Origin of the sequence: Corticimicrobacter sp., assembly GCF_040137905.1 — a bacterium.
In the GTDB taxonomy this organism is placed as follows: Bacteria; Pseudomonadota; Gammaproteobacteria; order Burkholderiales; family Burkholderiaceae_B; genus Corticimicrobacter.
This window is the reverse complement of record NZ_JBEFDG010000046.1, coordinates 1-18,721: the sequence shown is the minus strand read 5'-3', so window position 1 is coordinate 18,721 and position 18,721 is coordinate 1. Positions and strand designations below refer to the sequence as shown.

Below are 18,721 nucleotides of genomic sequence, written 5' to 3'. Positions count from 1 at the left end.
ACCCGAGGGGGCTTGGGAGTAGCCTGGCGACAAAAAAAATGCCAGCCCGAAGGCTGGCATGTCGTACGAACCGGAAATCAGTGGTTCACGTTGGGAAAGGCCGGTTGCGGACGCCCCTTGAAGTCCAGCCACTGCTTGTTGCTGAAGTCATACAGCTTGCAGTAGCGCGCGCACTGGAAGTACCAGCGCCACGAGAACATTTGCACTACGATGCGGCCCGGCAGCATGGTTTCCAGCTTGTGCTGGGCTTCGGGCAGTTTGTAGAGCGGTACGCTCATGTCCACGTGGTGTGCGGTGTGCACCATGATGTTGTGCAGCAGGCGACGGCCGAAGTACTTGAAGGTCAGGTGCACGGTGGTCGAGACGAATGGCTGGCAGGCTGCCCATTCGGCCTTGTTCTCGTACCACTCGATCTCGGGGTGGGTGTGCTGGATGTAGATCACCATGCCGATCATGCCGTTCCAGAAAATGAACGGGATGACGAAGCCGGTCAGCAGCAAGACCCAGACCGACTGGCCGGTGGCCGAGGCTGCCCAGACCAGACCGGCGATCCAGGCGATGCCGCCGGCCGTGACCAGCAGGCTGTCGAGCGTGAAGATGCGACGGCGCGTGGGCATCTGGCGGGCGTTGGGGAAGTACATTTTCTTCCACCAGATCTCGATCAGGTAGTACAGCCAGGGGCCCCAGCCGCTGCGGTAGATGCGCTCCAGTGCGCGGGCGGCAGGCGAGAGGGCGCGATACTCTTCCGGTGTCTTGGGGCACCAGACGAAATCGAAGCCCTTGAGGTTGGAGTAGCCGTGGTGGACGGTGTTGTGGCCGGTCTCCCAGAGGCTGTAGGTGGTCAGCGAGGGCAGGAACAGCAGGCGACCCACCCAGCGGTTCAGGCGTCGGTTGTCGGTGAAGGCCTGGTGGCAGGCATCGTGGCCGAGAATGAACAGACGGCCTATGATGAAGCCCATCACCATGCCCAGCAGGATCTTGACGGCCAGATTGTCGAACAAAATGATGCCCGCCAGCGCCAAACCATACAGCGTGAAGTCCAGCACGACCAGCGACAGGGCAAAGAGGGTGGAGCGGTCTGCCAGCGGAGCGATCCAGTTGCGGATGACTTTACGGTGCGGCAGGGGTTCGCCGGGAGCAATAGGCGTATCTAGCGGGTTCAAAGTGGGTCCTGATTTGATATTTCGTATTGACAACATGTGCGCGGCATAATAGGCGCGCGCCGATATTAGCAGCATGCAGCTTTCAGCTTGATGTAAACCTTATCACAAGTAGGGGTATGTGAAGGATTGCCGCAGCCTTCCTGTGCGGATGTTACGAAGGGTGGCATTTGGCAATCCGGTGGCCAATTGAGGCATGCCTGATTTGGTTTTTTGTCGCTTATTGGGTAATTTAGACAGGTCGCCGTCCTTGCATTTCAGAACTATGATTACATCCTTCATGGCATGGCGTAGAATCCCCGCCGCCAGCCGTTTCGCTTTCCTTGCTACGGCCGTATTCTTCCTTCCCGCAGGCAGTCAATGAAAAAATGGTTCAAACGGATAGTGATCGGCACTGCCACCCTGGCGCTGGTCGCGGTGGTTGGCGCTGCACTGTTCCTGCTGACTTTCGATCCGAACACCTACGCGCGCAAGCTTGAAGAGGCGGTGCTCGAAAAATACCAGCGTGTGCTGACGATCGAGGGCGATGTCGAGTTGTCGCTGTTTCCGCGTATCGGGCTGACGCTGACAGGCGTGTCACTGTCGGAACCGGGCAGCGAGGCGACATTCGCATCGGTGGACCGGGCACGGGTCGCCGTGGCGATCTGGCCTCTGCTGTCCAATAGCCTGGTCATCGACAACGTGATGGTCGAAGGCTTTGGCGTCAATATCGTACGCAACGAGCGAGGGCAGCTCAATTTCCAGGATCTGCTCGATGGCCCGGCCGATGCGCCGGCCGCCGATGCTCCAGCAGATCCGAAGGCAGATGATGCCGCCTCGCATGCGGCGGCTTCGGGCAGCGAACGGGTGCGGCGCTCGACCATGCAGATCGACATTGCCGGGCTGGATCTGCGCCAGGGCGAGATTGCCTTTGTCGACCAGGCCTCGGGCACCCACGTCAAGCTGGCGAACCTGGCGGCCCTGGCCGGTCGCGTCACGTTTCGCCAGCCTTTCGATTTCAGCCTCACCGGGCGGCTCGAGGGTGATGCGCCTCATACCGATGCAGACCTGACGGCCAATGCCGTGCTCATGCTCGACCCGGACGCCATGAAGTACGCTGTCCAGAAGCTGGACGTGCAGGTGACGGGTGCCTTGGGGCGGGCTACGGCAGAGCCGCTGTCGCTGCGTGGCAACCTGACCTACGATGCGGTGGAACGGGCATTCCGTATCGGCAGTGGCGAGCTGGCCTTCCGTGGGCAGGTCGAGACAGGTGAGGGGCTGCTTGAGCAGATCGAGTCCGGCCTGTCGATGCCGGCGGCAGAACTCGACCTGTCTTCAAAAATGCTGTCGGGAGCCAGCCTGGCAGCACGGGCCAAGGGGCAGCGCGCTGCCGAGTCCTTTGAGTTTGCGCTGGACCTGCCCAAGTATGCACTCGGACTGGATGAGGTGCGCGATACGGCCGCAACCGCCCGTTTCCGCCTGTTTGGCGCAGGGCGTACGCTTGATGCACAGCTCAATCTGGCACCGATCCAGGGGGAAAAGGGCGTATTCAGGTCGGACAGCCTGTCCATTGATGCCAGTCTCGAGCAGCAGGGACGCAAGGTCGGCATGGCGCTGGTATCGCCGGCACAGTTCGATACCGGTGAAACGCACCTCTCCATGCCCGATCTGACCGGGCAGGCTGTGCTGGAGGCCGATGATGCATCGCTGACCATTCCGCTGGATGCCAATCTCCAGATCAAGGGCAAGGCTGAAGAGCTGGCGCTCGACCTGGCCGCCGTGCTGGAACCTGCGCCTGCGCCTGCGCCGGCACCGGCTGCCGAATCCGACGCGGATGGCGACACGGCTGCAGGCGATGTGGCCGCCGAGGCCGCCGAACCCGCCAAGCCCGCCCCCGTGATCGAGGGGCCGGGACGCACGGCCGAACTCAAGGCCACACTCAAGAAATGGTCTGCCGAACCGGCATTCGATATCAATCTGAAGGCTGGCCGCCTTGATCTGGATCGCCTGTTGCCGTTTGCCGTTGCCTTTGCCGCGGCGGAGGCGCCGCAGCCGCAGTCCGAAGAGGGGGCCGATGCAGCCGGGCAAGAGGCGGCCGGGCAGGCCGATGCCGCTGCTGACAAGACGGATACGGAGCCCACAGCCGAGCAGCCGGCCACCGCACCTGCGGTGACGGCCCAGGACAAGGCTGCTCAGCCTGAAAAACCCCGCACAGTGTATGCAGGCAAGGTGCAGCTCGCCGTCCAGCAACTGATCTTCCAGGGGCAGCAGATCGATGACATTTCGGCCCAGGCTACATTGCGCCCGCATGATCTCCAGGTCAGCCGCTTCGGTCTGCGTGCCTACGGCAGTGCGCTGACCGGCAAGCTGAGCCTGGGCGGTGCCAGCGCCGAACCTGATCAGTGGCACCTGACCCTGCAGGGCAAGGGGCTGGAAATGCAGCCACTGCTGTCACACTGGGCCGGATTCGACTACCTTTCCGGTGCCGCCGAACTGCAGCTCGATCTGCGCGGACAGGGGCTGGAGCCGGCCTACTGGCTCAATACCCTGTCCGGCAAGGCGCGCCTGCGCATGCCCGATGGCAAGCTGCACGGCATTGATCTGGGCGAACTGGCCCGGCTCGATGACCTGCTGCAGCGCAAGGGCGTGCTCAGTGCCGGCGATGGCGTGGCCCGCCTGACCGAATTCAAGGCACTCGATGCAGCGCTCACTTTCGACAGTGGCATCGGCACGATCGATCGGCTGACCTTCTCGCATGCCGCCGTGACCTTCCGCAATTCCAGCGGGCGTCTCGATCTGCCTGCCGGCACGCTGGATCTGACCACGACGGCGCGGCTCAACAACGTGTCGATTTCGACGGGCGGCGTCAAGACCACGGTCAAGCGGCTGGATGTGCCATTGCGTATTTCCGGCCCGTGGAGTGGCCTGAACTACCAGGTGCAGTGGCAGGGGCTGGCCGAGGGCGCGCTCAAGGGTGCGCTGGCACCGTTGCTGCAGGGGCTGTTGCCTGGCAGCGAGTCGGCAGCACCGGATGCCGCCGCGACGCCAGCCGAACCGGCCGCATCCGCATCCGGCAGTGCCCGGCAGCGTGTGGAGGACCTGGGCAAGGCACTCAAGGGCCTGTTCGGAAAATAAACGGCACGGAGGAGACGCAATGAATCACAAGGCCGACAGTGGGCCAGATGTACAGGCCAGCCCGCTGCATGGCAGCCGCTATCAGGGGGCTGCCACCGAGTATGCGGGCCGTTGGGTCATTCTTGATGCTGCCGGGCAGATGCTGCTGCCGCCGTTGCAGCAGCAGGCCGGCGATATCGAGGTCAGCCTGCGTTTTGGCTACATGGTGCTGCGGGCATCCGGCATGCTGCGGCTCGACATTCCGCTTGATGTGATCGAGGACGACGACAGCGTGCAACGGCAGGTGCAGTTGCTGGGGCGCGATATCACGGTGGTCGATGAAGGCGATCTGGCGGCCGCCTGGGTCAGTCAGTGGCTGGATACGCCAGCCCGGCTATTCAAGATCCATCCTGATGTGCCAGGGCTGGCTCAGCCAGCGACGCACTGACATCCGTGCCGGCGGTCAGGCGCCGGTATTTTTCCATGAGTGCATCCTGCCCCTCCTGCCATTGGGGATGGATCACGATGCACTCGACCGGACAGATCACCTGGCATTGCGGCTCGTCGTGATGCCCCACACACTCGGTACAAAGGTCGGGATTGATCTCGTAGATCTCCTCGCCCATGTAGATGGCGGTATTGGGGCATTGCGGCTCACAGACGTCGCAATTGATGCACTCTTCGGTAATGGTCAGGGCCACGATTGTTCCCGGTATTCCTTGGCCTTGGCATGCAGCCAGCGTTCGACCGAGGGAAACACGAATTTGCTGATGTCGCCACCGAGTATGGCGATTTCCCGGACTATGGTACCCGAAATGAACTGATACTGGTCCGAAGGCGTCATGAACATGGTTTCGACTTCCGGCAGCAGGTGCCGGTTCATGCCTGCCATCTGGAATTCATACTCGAAGTCCGAGACGGCTCGCAGGCCGCGGATGATGATCTTGCCGTCCTGTTCGCGGACGAAGTCCTTGAGCAGGCCCGCAAAACTGTGCACTTCGACATTCGGGTAGTGGCCCAGCACTTCGCGGGCGATCTCGAGCCGTTCCTGTACCGAGAAGAAAGGACCCTTCTTGCGGCTGTGGGCCACGCCGACCACGACCCGGTCAAACAGGCCGGAGGCGCGACGCACCAGGTCTTCGTGTCCGCGGGTGAGGGGGTCGAAGGTGCCGGGATAAACTGCAGTGATCATGTTGTCTCCGTGTGGGCGGGCGGCTCGGAAGGGCCGGAAAGCCGATTATCAACGGATTTTTGCGGCGCAGCAATCCGGAAAAGATGGTAGTGGACCTGGCCGGCCCGTCCACTGCGCAGCAGTTCGAATCCTTCGGGTGCCGTCTGTGGTGATTCGGTTTCGATGTAGGCCAGCCCGTCGGGAGTCAGCAGAAACGGCAGACAGGGCCAGATCCGCGACATCCAGTCGGCACCGAACGGGGGATCGAGCGTGACCAGGTCGTAGCGGCTGCCTTCCGCTCGTTCCAGTATATGGCCCGCATCGCCATGGTGGATGCGGATGGCATGGGCCCCCAGCTTGTTGCGCAGGGTCCGCATCGCGGCGGTGGCCTGGGCGTTCTGCTCGACCATGAGAATGTGGCCGACGCCGCGCGATGCCGCCTCGAAGCCGAGTGCGCCGGTGCCTGCGAACAGGTCCAGCATGTGGCGCTGCGCGTAGTGACCATCCCAGAAATGGTTCAGCCAGTTGAATAGCGTCTCGCGCACGCGGTCGGGCGTGGGACGCAGGCCGGGCAATTCCAGCACCGGGATTGGCGTACGACGGTATTGCCCGCCTACAATACGCACTTGGTGTCGCGACATACGAAATACCATCCGATTTTCCAAACCGAAATCATACTGCCAGTCCATGTTTAGTTTCCTGAAGCGCAAGAAAACCGCAGAGCCCGCCGGGCAGCCTGCACCCGAGCAGGCGCAGGTCGCCGAGACTGCCTTGCCGGCGTCGCAGGTAGGCACGACTGCAGCGGGGCCTGCTGCTGCCGAGGTGCCGGCGATTGTCGCTGCGCCTGTGTCCGAAGAGCAGGAGGCTTTGCCTGAGGTGACGCAGGCAAGTGAGCCGTCCGTACCAGAGCCGGCCCCTGTCGAGGCAGCGATCCCGGCCATGGCCGAGCCTGAGGCTGAGTCCGCTGCCGGGCCTGCCGCCGCGTCCGGGTTCACGCCCGTGCCGGAACCGCTGCCCGCCGTCGTGCCGGCTGATGCCGCCGAGGTGCAGCCGGCGCGCAAATCCTGGCTGGCCCGCTTGCGCAGTGGCCTGTCTCGCACCGGCCAGAACATCAGCCACCTGTTCGTGGGCGTCAAGGTCGATGAAAACCTCTTCGAGGAGCTGGAAACAGCCCTGATCATGGCTGACGCCGGCATGGAGGCCACGGAGTCGATGCTGCAAGCCCTGCGGGCCCGCGTCCGCAAGGAGCGCATCGAGGATGCCGGGCTGGTCAAGGCTGCGCTGGCCGATATCCTGGCTGCGCACCTGGCACCGCTGCAGCAGCGGCTCGATCTGGGGCGGGCCCGTCCGCTGACGGTCATGATCGCGGGTGTCAACGGCGCGGGCAAGACCACATCGATCGGCAAGCTGGCGCATGATTTCCAGCGTCAGGGGGCCAGTGTGCTGCTGGCTGCGGGCGATACCTTCCGCGCAGCAGCCCGCGAGCAACTGGTGGCCTGGGGCCAGCGCAACAATGTGGCGGTGATTGCCCAGGATGGCGGCGACCCCGCTGCGGTGGCATTCGATGCCGTCAATGCCGGGCGCGCGCGCGGCATGGGGGTGGTGATGGTGGATACGGCCGGCCGCTTGCCGACCCAGTTGCACCTGATGGAAGAACTCAAGAAAATCCGGCGTGTCATTGCCAAGGCCGATGCCGAGGCCCCGCACGAAGTGCTGCTGGTGGTCGATGGCAATACGGGCCAGAACGCGCTGGCGCAGATCAAGGCGTTCGACGAGGCGCTGGGGTTGACTGGTTTGGTGGTGACCAAGCTGGATGGCACGGCCAAGGGCGGTATCCTGGCTGCGGTGGCTGCGGGCAGCCAGGGCGTGCGGCCGGTGCCGGTCTACTGGATCGGCGTGGGCGAGGGCATGGAAGATCTCCAGCCCTTCGATGCCCGTGAGTTTGCGCAGGCGTTGCTGGGCGATTGAAGCGGGCGACAGGCACGCCATCCCGATGAGTGCCTTCGGCTCCTCTTCTGGGGGATGGCGTATCTGTCAGCGGCCAAATGGCCGCAATTGCGCCAGGCGACCGAATTCGACCTGGGCTTCCTGGGCCAGCGCCTCGAGCCGTGCCGCAATCCAGCCCAGTGCGAACCAGGCCTGCGGGTGCTGGGCGGTCAGGCTGCGATAGGCTTCGCGAGCCACGACCAGATCATTGAACTCTCCCAACAATTCCTGCACGGCCGTCAGGCGCTTGCGATAGGCGCGTGAGCGGGCAGCCGGCAGCACCGAGGTGGCGAACGAGAGGGCATAGCGCAATCGCTTGCCCCGCTTGCGCAGCTCGTGCTTTTCGGTTTCGCTGAGGGCCGCAAAACGTGCGCCGTCGCGCACCATGACCAGATGCCAGCGCTGCAGGCGCTTGCTCAGCCGTCGCCGCAGTGTCGGCGGTGTGCGCAGTTCGCCCGCCGATGTCGGCTGGGCGGCAACGGCGCGGGCGACATCGGCCAGGTTGCCTTCGGTCGTCGGTGTGGGAACAGTGTCACGGGCACCGCTGCGTGTTGCGGGGGGAATGCCCAGTGTCCAGCCCAGCAGGTCCAGCAGCCAACCCTGGAATGCAGGATTGCTGGCCAGGGCGCGAGGATCGACGGCATCGCCGCTGCTGGCGGTGGGCAGCGGTACCGGCGGCATGCCGGCGGCCAGCAGGCGTGGCGTGACGGTGCCGCTCAGGACGTCGCCGTCACGGACATTGCCGAAAGCATTGAAATGGGTACGGATTTCCTGGGTCAGGCTGTCGGGCACGGCCTCGACCCAGTCCTGGAACAGCCGCCAGGCCGAGCGCAGCCTGCGGATGCCGACCCGCAACTGATGGATGTGTTCAGGACGACCGGCACGATAGTGGCCATCGGTATCGATCTCGGCCAGGATGGCGGCGTTATGGACGATCTGCTCGAGGCATTCGATGCCGATGGCCGTGAGCGCGGTGGCTGACGAGGCGTCGCCGTCCAGCTTGACGCTGCAGGCCATGCGCGGTGCCCAGAAAGCCTGGATGGCGGCATGGCGCTGGGGGTCGCCATGGCTGGGTGCGCTGTCGGAGCGGGAGATTTCCTGGGCGGCCGTGGCCAGGGCGTCGCCGCGCTCGGCCTTGCTGCGCAGGTCCATGATCAGGCCGTATTGCTGCTGCCAGCGGCGTGCCAGGGTGAACAGCGCCTGCTGGCGACCCGAGACCAGTTCGAACTCGAGTTCGTTGATCGGCAGTTCCAGCGCGCCGGCGCGCAGCAGGCCGCTGTCGCAGGCCAGTTCGACCGTGCCGTAGCGGGTGCGTACCTTGCGCGTGATCCGCTTGACGTCTGTTTCATAGCGGATCGACAGGGGGGCATTCAAGGCGGCAATGACGTCGGCGGCAGGCGTGCCCTGGTAGAGGCTCAGGTCAAGTTCGGCTGCCGGGCGTGGATGGTTGAGCTCCAGTCGCGTGATGCTGTCCGGGCCGGGCATCTTGAGGGTCTGGACCCATTTGCGCCCTTCGAGGCGGATGCGCAGGGCCACGCCGGCGCGTGCCAGGGCGCGGTCGGGTGTGTCGAAATAAAGTGCCCGCAGCGCGATGCGCTGTGCGCCGTCGCCCTTGAGTACGGCCTGGCTGACGGTCTTGCGTGCGGCGGGGGGGATGTGCAACTTGATTTCTTGTTCAGACATGAGGGAAAGTGCCTAAAAATAATGTTGCAATCATAGCCCTGCCACCTGCCGCATTTGATGACGCGTCATGAAAGCGTCATGTGCGGGAGAGCCAGCGCTCCAGTGCTGCCACGGTATCCGGTGATGCCGACAGGCCCAGCCAGGTGCGTCGCCAGAGAATGTCTTCGCTGGTCTCGGCCCATTCGTGCGTGCGCAGCCAGTCGGCTTCGCGGACGTACAGGCCATCGCCCAGATGTTCGCCCAGGTCGTCCAGGCTGTGGGCGTCCTGCAGCAGCGTGGTAGTCAGGCTGCCGTAGGTGTGGGCATAGCGGTGCGCGAGGTCGGCCGGCAGCCAGGGATGGCTGCGCAGCAGATCGTCGATGTAGCCATCCACGTCGCCGTGTTCGATGTCGCCGCCCGGCAAGGGGGCGGTGGCTGTCCAGGGCGGGCGGGCCCCCAGGCAGCCTGCCAGCTTGGCCATGACCTGCTCGGCCAGGCGTCGGTAGGTGGTCAGCTTGCCGCCATAGACCGACAGGATGGGGGGCTGGCCCAGGGCAAGGTCGCCATTCATGTCCAGCAGATAGTCGCGGGTGACCTTGGACGGATTGTTCGACTGGTCGTCGTAGAGCGGACGGACGCCGGCAAACGTATGCAGGATCTGCGAAGGCTCGATCTGGCTGTCGAAGTAGCTGTTGACGACGGCGCACAGGTAGTCTGTTTCCTCGGTGCTGATCCGGATGTCGGCCGGATCGCCCTCAAAGGCGACATCGGTGGTGCCGATCAGGTGGGTGTCGGTCGTATAGGGCAGCACGAACACGATGCGCTGGTCATCGTTCTGCAGGATATAGGCATGGTCGCCCTGGTACAGGCGCGGCACGATGATGTGGCTACCCTTGACCAGCCGTACACGGCATGAGGCCGGGGGTGTGTTCTGGGCCATGGCGCGGACCTGGGAAACCCAGGGACCGGCTGCATTGACCACCGCCTTGGCCGTGAGGTCGTGCGTCTGGCCGCTCTGGTGGCGCAGCCGGGCCTGCCAGTGCGTGGGCGTGCGCTCCAGGTGCATGCACTCGGTACGCGGCAGGATCAGCGCGCCCCGGTCGGCGGCGTCGCGGGCGTTGAGTACCACCAGCCGGGCGTCGTTGACCCGGCAGTCCGAATACATGAAGCCTTGCTTGAGCCTTTCCTGCAACGGGATGCCGGCCGGGTGCAGGCGCAGGTCGAGGCGCTGCGAACTGGGCAGCACCGAGCGCCGTGACAGGTGGTCGTACAGGAACAGGCCCAGCCGGATCAGCCAGGCAGGTCGCAGGTGGCGGTCATGCGGCAGCACGAAGCGCAGCGGCGAGACGATGTGCGGTGCATTGGACAGCAGCACTTCGCGTTCGGCCAGGGACTCGCGCACCAGGCGGAATTCATACTGTTCGAGATAGCGCAGACCGCCATGGATCAGCTTGCTGCTGGCCGACGAGGTGGCGCTGGCCAGGTCGTGCCGCTCGCACAGCGCAACCTTGAGGCCGCGCCCGGCGGCGTCGCGTGCGATACCGGCACCATTGATGCCGCCGCCGATGACCAGCAGGTCGATCTCGGACGGGAGGGCGGTCGGGTCGAAAACGGGAGGGACGGACACGTGACCTGTTCCTGTGGGTTCGATGACAGTCCGCAGTGTATCAATCTTGGCGGGCAGATATCTGTCATCGGCAGTAAAATCGGAAATTGTCATCCAATCTCAGCCCCTGGCGGCTCCATTTATGTCTGAATCACTGAACGATACGTCCGTCGCGGGCGTGTCAGGCGGCGACATCGCGCCCGTGTCCGAAATCGTGGCCGAGCTGCGTGCCGGCCGCATCGTTATCCTGGTCGATGAAGAGGATCGCGAAAACGAAGGCGACCTGGTCATGGCGGCCGAGTTCGTCACGCCCGAGGCGATCAATTTCATGGTGACCCATGGCCGGGGGCTGGTATGCCTGACCCTGACCGAGGCGCGTTGCCAGCAACTCAACCTGCCACTGATGGCCAGCCGCAACGGGGCCCGCTATGGCACCAATTTCACGGTGTCCATCGAGGCCGCACACGGTGTCGAAACCGGCATTTCCGCTGCCGACCGGGCGCGCACCATCCGTGCCGCCGTGGCGCGCGATGCCCGTCCCGAAGATCTCGTGCAGCCGGGCCACATTTTTCCGGTGCGTGCCGTGCCCGGCGGCGTGCTGGTGCGTGCCGGCCATACCGAGGCCGGTTGCGACCTGACGGCCATGGCCGGCCTGGCTCCGGCTGCCGTCATCTGCGAAATCCTCAAGCCCGATGGCTCGATGGCTCGCCTGCCTGACCTGATCGTGTTCGCCCGCGAGCATGGCATCAAGATCGGTACCATTGCCGACCTGATCCAGTATCGCAGCGAGCATGAGTCGGTGGTCCAGCGTGTCGGCCAGTGCGAGATGCAGACGCCCTGGGGCGTATTCCAGGCCTATGCCTACCGCGATACGGTCGGCAATGCGCCACACCTGGCGCTGGCACATGGTGCCCTGCATCCCGACAGCGAGGCGCTGGTGCGCGTGCACGAGCCGGCCTCGGTGCTCGACGTGCTCGATATCGGCAACAGCCATCACAGCTGGGGCATCGGCCAGGCGCTCAAGGCCATCCAGGCGGCACCGTCGGGCGTGCTGGTGCTGGTCAACTGCCAGGCTCCGGCCGAAGTCCTGTTCAGCCAGTTCGCCGCCTGGCAGACTTCGCATGAAGGGAGCCAGGCCGGCGCGGCAGCCGTCAGCACCGATACCGACCGGCTGGGCCTGCGCACCTATGGCATCGGCGCGCAGATCCTGCGCGATCTCAACGTCGGCAAGATGCGCCTGCTGGCGCGGCCACGCAAGATGCCCAGCATGGCGGGCTTTGCACTCACCATTACGGGTTACGATTGCGAACCCGGACAATCCTGAACCACCTCAAGGCGGACCTGACATGAATCCCTACGTAATGATCCCTGACCTCAATGGCGAAGGCCTGCATATCGGCGTGGTGCGCGCCCGCTTCAACGAAGAGATCGGCCAGGCCGAACTCGAGGCGTGTCTGGCCGAGCTCGAGCAGCTTGGCGTGGATGAGCGCGACGTGATGGTTGTCGCCGTGCCCGGCGCGCTCGAACTGGGCGTGGTGCTGGCACATCTGGCCGAGTCCCAGGAGTTCGATGCCCTGATCACGCTGGGTGCCGTGGTGCGCGGCGAGACCTACCACTTCGAAGTGGTCAGCAACGAAAGCGCCTCGGCCATCAGCCGCGTTTCGCTCGAGACCGGTATCCCGATCGCCAACGGCGTGCTGACGACCGATACCGAAGAGCAGGCATTGTCGCGCGCTGCCGAAAAGGGGCGCGACTGCGCCCGTGCGGCCGTCGAGATGGCCAACCTGGTGGCGACGCTCGAGCCCGAGGAAGAAGAAATCGAATTTGACGAGGAAGATGAGTCCCATGACGACGAACAGCGCCACTAAGCCGGCCCGCGCACCGGCAGGTGCCGGTGATCGCAGCGCCCGCCGCCGGGCGCGCGAGTTTGCCCTGCAGGGTGTGTACGAGTGGCTCATGCGCGATGGCGAAACCAGCCAGTACGCAGGCGACATCGAGTCGCACGTCGGCGAGGATCCCGAGTTCATCGAAGCCGACGTGCGCTGGTTCCGTACGCTGTTCCATGGCGTACTGGCCGAGGCCCCCACGCTGCGCGAGCAGTTCACGCCGTTCCTGGATCGTCCTCTGGTCGAGCTGTCGCCGGTCGAGCATGCGGTGCTGCTGATCGGCAGCTACGAGCTGGTGCATCATGTCGAAGTGCCGTATCGCGTCGCCATCAACGAGGCGGTCGAACTCTCCAAGGAGTTCGGTGGCACCGACGGCTTCAAGTTCGTCAATGGTGTGCTCGACAAACTGGCCGCCGACGTGCGTGCAGCCGAGATCGAGCGACGCCGCGCCAGCCGGGGCTGATCCGGATGGCGCCTGAGTTCGATCTGATCCGGCGCCATTTCACCTGGCCGGTCACGACGGCCGGCACCCTCGGTGTGGGCGATGACTGTGCCCTGTTCCTGCCGCCCGCCGGGCGGCAGGTTGCCGTCAGCACCGACCTGCTGGTCGAGGGGCGGCATTTCTTTCCGGATGTCGATCCCCGGGCCCTGGGCCACAAATCGCTGGCCGTTAACCTGTCCGACCTCGCCGCCATGGGTGCGCAGCCTGCAGGCTGCGTGCTGGGCCTGGCATTGCCGGATATCGACCATGACTGGCTGGCGGCCTTTGCGGCGGGTTTCCGCACGCTGTCCGAGCGTGCCGGTTGCCCATTGCTGGGCGGCGATACGACTCGCAGCCTCTCGGGGCGTACCATCAGCGTGACCGTATTCGGACATGTCGATCCGGCCCAGGCCTTGCGGCGCGATGCCGCCCGGCCCGGCGACGACCTGTGGGTATCGGGTCGGCTGGGCGCGGCCCATGCCGCCCTGCAGGTGATGCTGGAAAAATGGTCCGTGCCGGCCGATGCGCCTGTGCTGCACTGGCGAGAGGCACTGGAGCGCCCCGAACCACAACTGGCGCTGGGCGGGCGACTGGCCGGGCTGGCGCATGCCGCGATCGACATCTCCGATGGGCTGGCCCAGGACCTGGGGCACATCCTGGCTGCCAGCGCCTGTGGTGCTCGCGTCGATTGCGCGCTGCTGCCTGCGGCGGATGGTCTGCAGATGCTGGGCGAGGCGCAGCGTCTCGAGGCTTTGCTGGGCGGCGGGGATGTCTATCAACTGTGTTTTACGTCCGCCCCCGGACAGCGCGATGCCATACTGCAGGCTGCGGCAGCAGCCGACACTCAGGTGACGCGGATCGGTGCCATCGAGCCGCAGGCAGGTTTGCGGCTGGTCGATGGTCAGGGGCGTACCGTTGCAGATGGATTTGCCGGTTTCGATCATTTCCGTGCCTGACCGGCGCATACGTATTTATTTGAAGGATATCGCCACTACCATGACGGATTCCAAGACGACTTCCTGGCCAACGACTGCCTGGGTATTCGGGCATCCTGCCCGCTGGCTGGCTTTTGGCCTGGGCAGCGGCCTGATCAGACCGGCACCCGGCACCTGGGGCACGCTGGCCGGCTGGGCGCTGTGGGCCTGGCTGGCACCCGCTGGCTGGGCTGCGGGCGGTGCCGTGCTGCTGGCCGGTTTCCTGCTGGGGTGCTGGGCCTGCCATCGTACTGGCGTGGAACTGGGGCAGCCCGATCATGGTGGCATGGTCTGGGATGAGTTCGTCGGCATCTGGCTGGTGCTGTGGCTGCTGCCCGGATTCTTCGAGGCAAACTGGCTGGCCCAGGTCTGGGCGGTCGTGTTGTTCCGATTCTTCGATATCCTCAAGCCCTATCCGATCCGCGTGTTTGACCGGCGGCTCAAGAATGGCTTTGGCTGCATGCTGGACGATGTGCTGGCAGCCCTGTTCGCAGTAGCGGTATTGGCGCTGACGGCCTGGTTGCAGCCGCCGGGCCTGCTGCGCGGTTCGTTTTTCTGAGTCCCGTATATGCAAAGCATCGAGCAACTGAGTGCCCGCATCGGGCAGGAAACCGCGCTGCTGGCCAGTCAGATGCACACACGCGGCTGGATGCTGGCGACGGCAGAGTCCTGCACGGGCGGGCTGCTGGCGGGAGCCATCACCGATTTGCCGGGCTCTAGCGCATGGTTCGAGCGTGGTTTCGTGACCTACAGCAACGAGGCCAAGCAGGATGAACTGGGGGTCACGGCGGATGCATTGCGTCGCCATGGCGCGGTCAGCGAGCAGGTGGCGGCACAGATGGCCGCCGGTGTGCTGAAGGCGAGTGTCCGGCCGACCTTGTCGCTGGCCACCACAGGCATTGCCGGACCGGGCGGCGCGACCGATGGCAAGCCGGTCGGCATGGTGTGCTTCGGGATGGGCTGGCGCGATGCCGGCGAAATCCTGACGCGTACCGAAACCTGCCTGTTCGCAGGTGATCGCCGCCAGGTCAGGCTGGCAGCAGTCGAGTTTGCCCTAAGGCTGGCCCGGCACTTCAGCGAAATGCGTTGATTGCATCGCGGGTTTCGCGGGCCACGCGGGCAGCGGCTTCACGCCAGTCATCCCCTTGGCTGGCATACAGGATGGCGCGCGAGGATGAAATCATCAGCCCGGTACCGCCAGCATTGCCTCCGGCAGTGACCGTGGCCTGAATGTCGCCGCCCTGGGCCCCGATGCCGGGCACCAGCAGCGGAACCTCATTGCCGATACGCTGGCGTACGGCCGCCAGTTCCTTCGGAAAGGTGGCACCGACTACCATGCCGCACTGGCCGCTGCGATTCCATTTTTCTGCCACCAGCGTCGCAACGCGCAGGTAGAGCGGCTCACCGTCGACATCCAGGAATTGCAGGTCGGAACCGCCGGCATTGGAGGTGCGGCACAGGATGATGACGCCCTTGTCGCTCCAGGACAGGTAGGGGGCAATCGAGTCGTAGCCGAGGTAGGGGCTGACGGTGACGGCATCGGCGCAGTAGCGTTCGAAGGCCTCGCGGGCATAGTGCTCCGCCGTCGAGCCGATATCGCCGCGCTTGGCATCGAGCACGATGGGCAGCGTGGGATATTTTTCGCGGATGTAGTCGCACAGGCCTTCGAGCTGGCTTTCGGCCCGCTGCGAGGCGAAGTAGGCGATCTGGGGCTTGAAGCCGCAGGCGTAGGGTGCGGTGGCATCCACGATGGCGCGGCAGAACTCGAAGATCGCATCGGGCCGGTCATCCAGCTCGGCCGGAAAGCGCTGCGTGTCCGGATCCAGCCCGACCATCAGCAGCGAATTGTTGGTCGTCCAGGCATGGTCGAGTTTTTGGTAGAAGGCTGTCATGGGCTGAGTGGCTGGGCCTTGCGGCACCGAATGAACGAGGAGCCGCAAGGATACCAAAAAGTCAGGACGACAGTTTCATCAGGACCAGGCCACTGACGATCATGATGGCCGCCAGGATGCGCATGGGGGTGGCCGGTTCGCCCAGCACCAGCAGGCCGACCACGAAGGCACCGACGGCACCGATGCCGGTCCAGATGGTATAGGCCGTGCCCAGCGGCAGGGTTTTCATGGCGACGGCCAGCAGGCCGAAGCTGGCGATCATGGCAACGAGGGTGACCAGAGTGGGAACCAGCCGGGTGAAGCCGTGCGACTGCTTCATGGAAAAGGCCCATACGATTTCGAGGGCACCGGCAAGCGTGAGAAGGATCCAGGCCATGAGGCTCTCCTTGGATGCAAGAGCCGGGCCGTCCCGGAGGTGATCGCCCTGAACGGGTGAGGTCGTCCTCGTGGCGCATTTTAGCCTGAGTAGCGGGTTCGTGTGCGGCAGAGCCTATTTTGAGTTGCATGCCGTTTATATTAAAAATAAAATGTCATCATTTGAAATATTGCACTGTAAAGTGCAGGAGTCCTGACATGGAACGGCTCGGATTTCGCTCGAAAATCATTCTGCTCATGGCGGTCGCCCTGGCAGCTGTCTTTGTGCTGGCAGCTTCGGCGCTTTATCAGGAACGCAATCTCATCATCGAGGCGCGGAACAATCAGCTTGTCAGTGCTGTCCAGTCTGCCTACAGCATTGCTGCGCATTATCAACAGCAGGCCGCCAAAGGGGTCATGCCGCAGGAAGAGGCCCAGCGTGCCGCCCGTGAAGCGATCCGGGTCAGCCGTTACGGGGGCGAGGATGGCAAGGCCGAGTATTTCTATATCTGGCGCCCCGATATCGTCAGTGTCATGCATCCCATGAAGCCGGAGTGGGAAGGCAAGGACATGACGGGCAAGGTCGTGGATGGTACGGGCCAGGACATCATCAGGCTGATTGCGGATGCCATGCGCCAGAGTGCGGATGGACGCGTCATGGTCGATACGATGTTCGAGCGGCCCGGACAGGTTGGGCTCAAGCCCAAGCAGCATTACGTCATGCTGCTCAAGGACTGGAACTGGATGATCGGCTCAGGGCTCTATACCGATGATATCGACCAGCAGATCCGCCATGACCTGCTGATGCGACTGCTGGGCGTGCTGCTGGTGGCCGTGGTGGTGGGGGGCATCGGTCTCATGGTGGTACGTGCGGTATTGCGCCAGATCGGTGGCGATCCTGCGCTGGCGATCGCCGCCATGGAGCGGGTCGCGGCGGGTGACCTGACGGTCACGGTGCCGGCCTCGGTACCGGGATCATTGCTGGACAGCCTGATGCGGATGGTGCAGGCGTTGCGTACTTTGGTGGGTGATGTGCGCAGTGCGACGGAGAGTATCGCGCTGGCCTCCAGCGAGATTGCGCATGGAACCCAGGACCTGGCGCAGCGCACCGAACACACGGCGGCGGACCTGCAGACTACCGCCAGCAGCATGGAACAGATCACCAGCACGGTGCGGCAGACGGCCGATTCCTCGACGACGGCACAGCAGTTGGCCGGTGCCGCCAGCCATGTCGCACAGCGAGGGGGCGCGGTCGTGAGTCAGGTCGTCGAGACCATGCATGCGATCCAGGATAGCAGCGGGCGCATCAATGACATCATCGGGGTGATCGACGGCATTGCCTTCCAGACCAATATCCTGGCGCTCAATGCCTCTGTCGAGGCCGCGCGGGCCGGTGAGCAGGGGCGCGGTTTCGCGGTGGTGGCCGGTGAGGTGCGCAATCTGGCGCAACGCTCTGCCAGTGCGGCCCGCGAGATCAAGACCCTGATCGTGTCGTCCAACGAACAGGTGCTGTCGGGGTCGGCCCTGGTCGAACAGGCAGGCGATACCATGACGGAAATCCTGCATGGCGTGCAGCGTGTGACGGATATCGTGGGCGAGATCCACGCCGCAACGCTGGAGCAGAGCCAGGGGATTGACCAGATCAATGCTGCAGTCGGCAGCCTGGATCTCTCGACGCATCAGAATTCGGCACTGGTGGAAGAGTCGAGTGCGGCTGCTGAAAGCCTGCGCGAGCAGGCGCAGGCGCTGGCCCATGCCGTGGCTTTCTTTCGGGTCAGTGCGGAGGATTCACGCCGGGCGAATGTGCTGGCACTTCGATAGCGGCTGCGCCTGGGTGCAGGCGGAGCGTTGCCAGGATGGCATTCATTCGATTGAGTGCGGCGCGCATGTCGGGTGACAAGGCTGACGACGTATCGTCGTCAGCCGGCTTCGCTCCGGCGTGTTCCGTCATAAACAGTTCAAGGACAAGGCTGGGTTCCTGCGCCGAGTTCTGACGACCCTGCGTGGCCCATGTGTATGCATATTTGCGCATGCTGCCGCGTGCGCTGACGATCAGGTATTCCTGCCCCTGAATGCCTCCGGCGGCCTGGTTGCCCTGGTGCAGCACTTCCACTGCTGCGGCCTGGGCCGGCTTGCTCTGGAGAAAATCCTGCAGCTCATCCAGAAGCGTTATTGTTTTTATACGGGTCGAGCTTTCGAAAAGCAGATATACGCCCGGCATATCTGCCAGCAGAATGTTGACTTGAAACATTTCCGTGTCGAGGCCCCCACCGACAATGAATCCCTCATTCAGGCAAAAGCCCGGTGTTGAGGGGATGTCTCTCGCGCCGCGCGCATGCAGGTTTTTCTGGATCGTGTCTGCGGTATCCAGTATCGCGTCCAGATCCCCCGGCATCATTTCGGTTTGCCAATAATACGCATGACCATGCCTGGGGGCGGCAAAATAGGTATCGATG

Annotated in this window: 19 protein-coding genes; 10 read left to right on the top strand and 9 right to left on the bottom strand. The window is 64.1% G+C overall.

Annotation, left to right across the window (positions count from 1 at the left end; genetic code table 11):
• Positions 1 to 77: 77 nt before the first annotated feature.
• Positions 78 to 1,124: a fatty acid desaturase gene (locus ABN482_RS08170; protein ID WP_502877265.1), complete on the bottom strand. Its 1,047-nt coding sequence runs from the start codon at positions 1,122 to 1,124 to the stop codon at positions 78 to 80.
• Positions 1,125 to 1,520: 396 nt separating this feature from the next.
• Here ABN482_RS08170 and ABN482_RS08165 point away from each other — a divergent pair, with 396 nt between their 5' ends.
• Positions 1,521 to 4,274, top strand: coding sequence for an AsmA family protein (locus tag ABN482_RS08165; RefSeq protein WP_349503517.1), 2,754 nt, complete (start codon positions 1,521 to 1,523; stop codon positions 4,272 to 4,274).
• A gap of 19 nt (positions 4,275 to 4,293) precedes the next feature.
• The gene (locus ABN482_RS08160; protein WP_349503516.1) at positions 4,294 to 4,701 is read left to right on the top strand and encodes a hypothetical protein; all 408 of its coding nucleotides are present in this window, start codon (positions 4,294 to 4,296) and stop codon (positions 4,699 to 4,701) included.
• Here the strand turns inward: ABN482_RS08160 and ABN482_RS08155 are convergent.
• From ABN482_RS08155 to ABN482_RS08145, 3 genes are read right to left on the bottom strand one after another with little or no spacing between them, the layout of a single operon-like run.
• Positions 4,652 to 4,954: a YfhL family 4Fe-4S dicluster ferredoxin gene (locus tag ABN482_RS08155; RefSeq protein WP_349503515.1), complete on the bottom strand. Its 303-nt coding sequence runs from the start codon at positions 4,952 to 4,954 to the stop codon at positions 4,652 to 4,654. The genes ABN482_RS08160 and ABN482_RS08155 overlap by 50 nt on opposite strands.
• Positions 4,945 to 5,445, bottom strand: coding sequence for a pantetheine-phosphate adenylyltransferase (gene coaD / locus ABN482_RS08150; RefSeq protein WP_109061334.1), 501 nt, complete (start codon positions 5,443 to 5,445; stop codon positions 4,945 to 4,947). The genes ABN482_RS08155 and coaD overlap by 10 nt, the downstream gene beginning before the upstream one ends.
• Positions 5,442 to 6,065, bottom strand: a complete 624-nt coding sequence (locus ABN482_RS08145) for an RsmD family RNA methyltransferase (protein WP_349503514.1) — start codon at positions 6,063 to 6,065, stop codon at positions 5,442 to 5,444. The genes coaD and ABN482_RS08145 overlap by 4 nt, the downstream gene beginning before the upstream one ends.
• A 46-nt stretch (positions 6,066 to 6,111) precedes the next feature.
• Between ABN482_RS08145 and ftsY the strand changes: the two genes are divergently transcribed.
• Complete coding sequence (gene ftsY / locus ABN482_RS08140) at positions 6,112 to 7,392, top strand: signal recognition particle-docking protein FtsY (RefSeq protein ID WP_349503513.1); 1,281 nt, start codon at positions 6,112 to 6,114, stop codon at positions 7,390 to 7,392.
• Positions 7,393 to 7,458: 66 nt separating this feature from the next.
• Here the strand turns inward: ftsY and ABN482_RS08135 are convergent, their stop codons facing one another.
• Positions 7,459 to 9,093, bottom strand: a complete 1,635-nt coding sequence (locus ABN482_RS08135; protein WP_349503512.1) for a CYTH and CHAD domain-containing protein — start codon at positions 9,091 to 9,093, stop codon at positions 7,459 to 7,461.
• A gap of 76 nt (positions 9,094 to 9,169) precedes the next feature.
• Positions 9,170 to 10,699, bottom strand: a complete 1,530-nt coding sequence (gene glpD / locus ABN482_RS08130) for a glycerol-3-phosphate dehydrogenase (protein ID WP_349503511.1) — start codon at positions 10,697 to 10,699, stop codon at positions 9,170 to 9,172.
• A gap of 121 nt (positions 10,700 to 10,820) precedes the next feature.
• Here glpD and ribBA point away from each other — a divergent pair, with 121 nt between their 5' ends.
• From ribBA to ABN482_RS08100, 6 genes are read left to right on the top strand one after another with little or no spacing between them, the layout of a single operon-like run.
• Complete coding sequence (gene ribBA, locus ABN482_RS08125) at positions 10,821 to 12,002, top strand: bifunctional 3,4-dihydroxy-2-butanone-4-phosphate synthase/GTP cyclohydrolase II (protein ID WP_349503510.1); 1,182 nt, start codon at positions 10,821 to 10,823, stop codon at positions 12,000 to 12,002.
• A gap of 22 nt (positions 12,003 to 12,024) precedes the next feature.
• On the top strand, positions 12,025 to 12,546 hold the full coding sequence (gene ribH / locus ABN482_RS08120; protein ID WP_349503509.1) for a 6,7-dimethyl-8-ribityllumazine synthase: 522 nt from the start codon (positions 12,025 to 12,027) through the stop codon (positions 12,544 to 12,546).
• Entirely contained in the window at positions 12,524 to 13,027 is a 504-nt protein-coding gene (gene nusB / locus ABN482_RS08115; protein ID WP_349503508.1) for a transcription antitermination factor NusB, read from the top strand. The genes ribH and nusB overlap by 23 nt, the downstream gene beginning before the upstream one ends.
• 5 nt (positions 13,028 to 13,032) lie before the next feature.
• On the top strand, positions 13,033 to 14,001 hold the full coding sequence (gene thiL, locus ABN482_RS08110; RefSeq protein WP_349503507.1) for a thiamine-phosphate kinase: 969 nt from the start codon (positions 13,033 to 13,035) through the stop codon (positions 13,999 to 14,001).
• Between the two features lie 40 nt (positions 14,002 to 14,041).
• Positions 14,042 to 14,578, top strand: coding sequence for a phosphatidylglycerophosphatase A family protein (locus ABN482_RS08105; RefSeq protein ID WP_349503506.1), 537 nt, complete (start codon positions 14,042 to 14,044; stop codon positions 14,576 to 14,578).
• 9 nt (positions 14,579 to 14,587) lie between these two features.
• Complete coding sequence (locus ABN482_RS08100; protein ID WP_502877263.1) at positions 14,588 to 15,109, top strand: CinA family protein; 522 nt, start codon at positions 14,588 to 14,590, stop codon at positions 15,107 to 15,109.
• Here ABN482_RS08100 and pyrF read toward each other — a convergent pair.
• Positions 15,093 to 15,911 carry an orotidine-5'-phosphate decarboxylase gene (gene pyrF, locus ABN482_RS08095; protein ID WP_143858819.1) on the bottom strand — a complete coding sequence of 273 codons (819 nt, stop codon included), beginning with the start codon at positions 15,909 to 15,911 and terminating at the stop codon, positions 15,093 to 15,095. The genes ABN482_RS08100 and pyrF overlap by 17 nt on opposite strands.
• Positions 15,912 to 15,972: 61 nt before the next feature.
• A complete protein-coding gene (sugE, locus tag ABN482_RS08090; RefSeq protein WP_109061344.1) occupies positions 15,973 to 16,287 on the bottom strand; it encodes a quaternary ammonium compound efflux SMR transporter SugE in 315 nt (104 codons plus the stop codon).
• A 197-nt stretch (positions 16,288 to 16,484) separates the two neighbouring features.
• Here sugE and ABN482_RS08085 point away from each other — a divergent pair, with 197 nt between their 5' ends.
• On the top strand, positions 16,485 to 18,086 hold the full coding sequence (locus tag ABN482_RS08085) for a methyl-accepting chemotaxis protein (RefSeq protein ID WP_349503505.1): 1,602 nt from the start codon (positions 16,485 to 16,487) through the stop codon (positions 18,084 to 18,086).
• On the opposite strand, the gene ABN482_RS08080 is transcribed toward ABN482_RS08085, so the two are convergent.
• Positions 18,040 to 18,663, bottom strand: coding sequence for a T6SS immunity protein Tli4 family protein (locus ABN482_RS08080; protein ID WP_349503504.1), 624 nt, complete (start codon positions 18,661 to 18,663; stop codon positions 18,040 to 18,042). The genes ABN482_RS08085 and ABN482_RS08080 overlap by 47 nt on opposite strands.
• Positions 18,664 to 18,721 lie beyond the last annotated feature (58 nt).

Bases quoted from the DNA above. Each gene is read 5' to 3' on its own strand.
- ABN482_RS08165 (WP_349503517.1), top strand. From the start codon at position 1,521: ATGAAAAAATGGTTCAAACGGATAGTGATCGGCACTGCCACCCTGGCG.
- pyrF (WP_143858819.1), bottom strand. From the start codon at position 15,911: ATGACAGCCTTCTACCAAAAACTCGACCATGCCTGGACGACCAACAAT.
- thiL (WP_349503507.1), top strand. From the start codon at position 13,033: ATGGCGCCTGAGTTCGATCTGATCCGGCGCCATTTCACCTGGCCGGTC.
- ribBA (WP_349503510.1), top strand. From the start codon at position 10,821: ATGTCTGAATCACTGAACGATACGTCCGTCGCGGGCGTGTCAGGCGGC.
- ABN482_RS08080 (WP_349503504.1), bottom strand. From the start codon at position 18,663: ATGATGCCGGGGGATCTGGACGCGATACTGGATACCGCAGACACGATC.
- ribH (WP_349503509.1), top strand. From the start codon at position 12,025: ATGAATCCCTACGTAATGATCCCTGACCTCAATGGCGAAGGCCTGCAT.
- ABN482_RS08135 (WP_349503512.1), bottom strand. From the start codon at position 9,093: ATGTCTGAACAAGAAATCAAGTTGCACATCCCCCCCGCCGCACGCAAG.
- ABN482_RS08105 (WP_349503506.1), top strand. From the start codon at position 14,042: ATGACGGATTCCAAGACGACTTCCTGGCCAACGACTGCCTGGGTATTC.
- coaD (WP_109061334.1), bottom strand. From the start codon at position 5,445: ATGATCACTGCAGTTTATCCCGGCACCTTCGACCCCCTCACCCGCGGA.
- ftsY (WP_349503513.1), top strand. From the start codon at position 6,112: ATGTTTAGTTTCCTGAAGCGCAAGAAAACCGCAGAGCCCGCCGGGCAG.
- ABN482_RS08100 (WP_502877263.1), top strand. From the start codon at position 14,588: ATGCAAAGCATCGAGCAACTGAGTGCCCGCATCGGGCAGGAAACCGCG.
- ABN482_RS08160 (WP_349503516.1), top strand. From the start codon at position 4,294: ATGAATCACAAGGCCGACAGTGGGCCAGATGTACAGGCCAGCCCGCTG.
- ABN482_RS08145 (WP_349503514.1), bottom strand. From the start codon at position 6,065: ATGTCGCGACACCAAGTGCGTATTGTAGGCGGGCAATACCGTCGTACG.
- nusB (WP_349503508.1), top strand. From the start codon at position 12,524: ATGACGACGAACAGCGCCACTAAGCCGGCCCGCGCACCGGCAGGTGCC.
- sugE (WP_109061344.1), bottom strand. From the start codon at position 16,287: ATGGCCTGGATCCTTCTCACGCTTGCCGGTGCCCTCGAAATCGTATGG.
- ABN482_RS08085 (WP_349503505.1), top strand. From the start codon at position 16,485: ATGGAACGGCTCGGATTTCGCTCGAAAATCATTCTGCTCATGGCGGTC.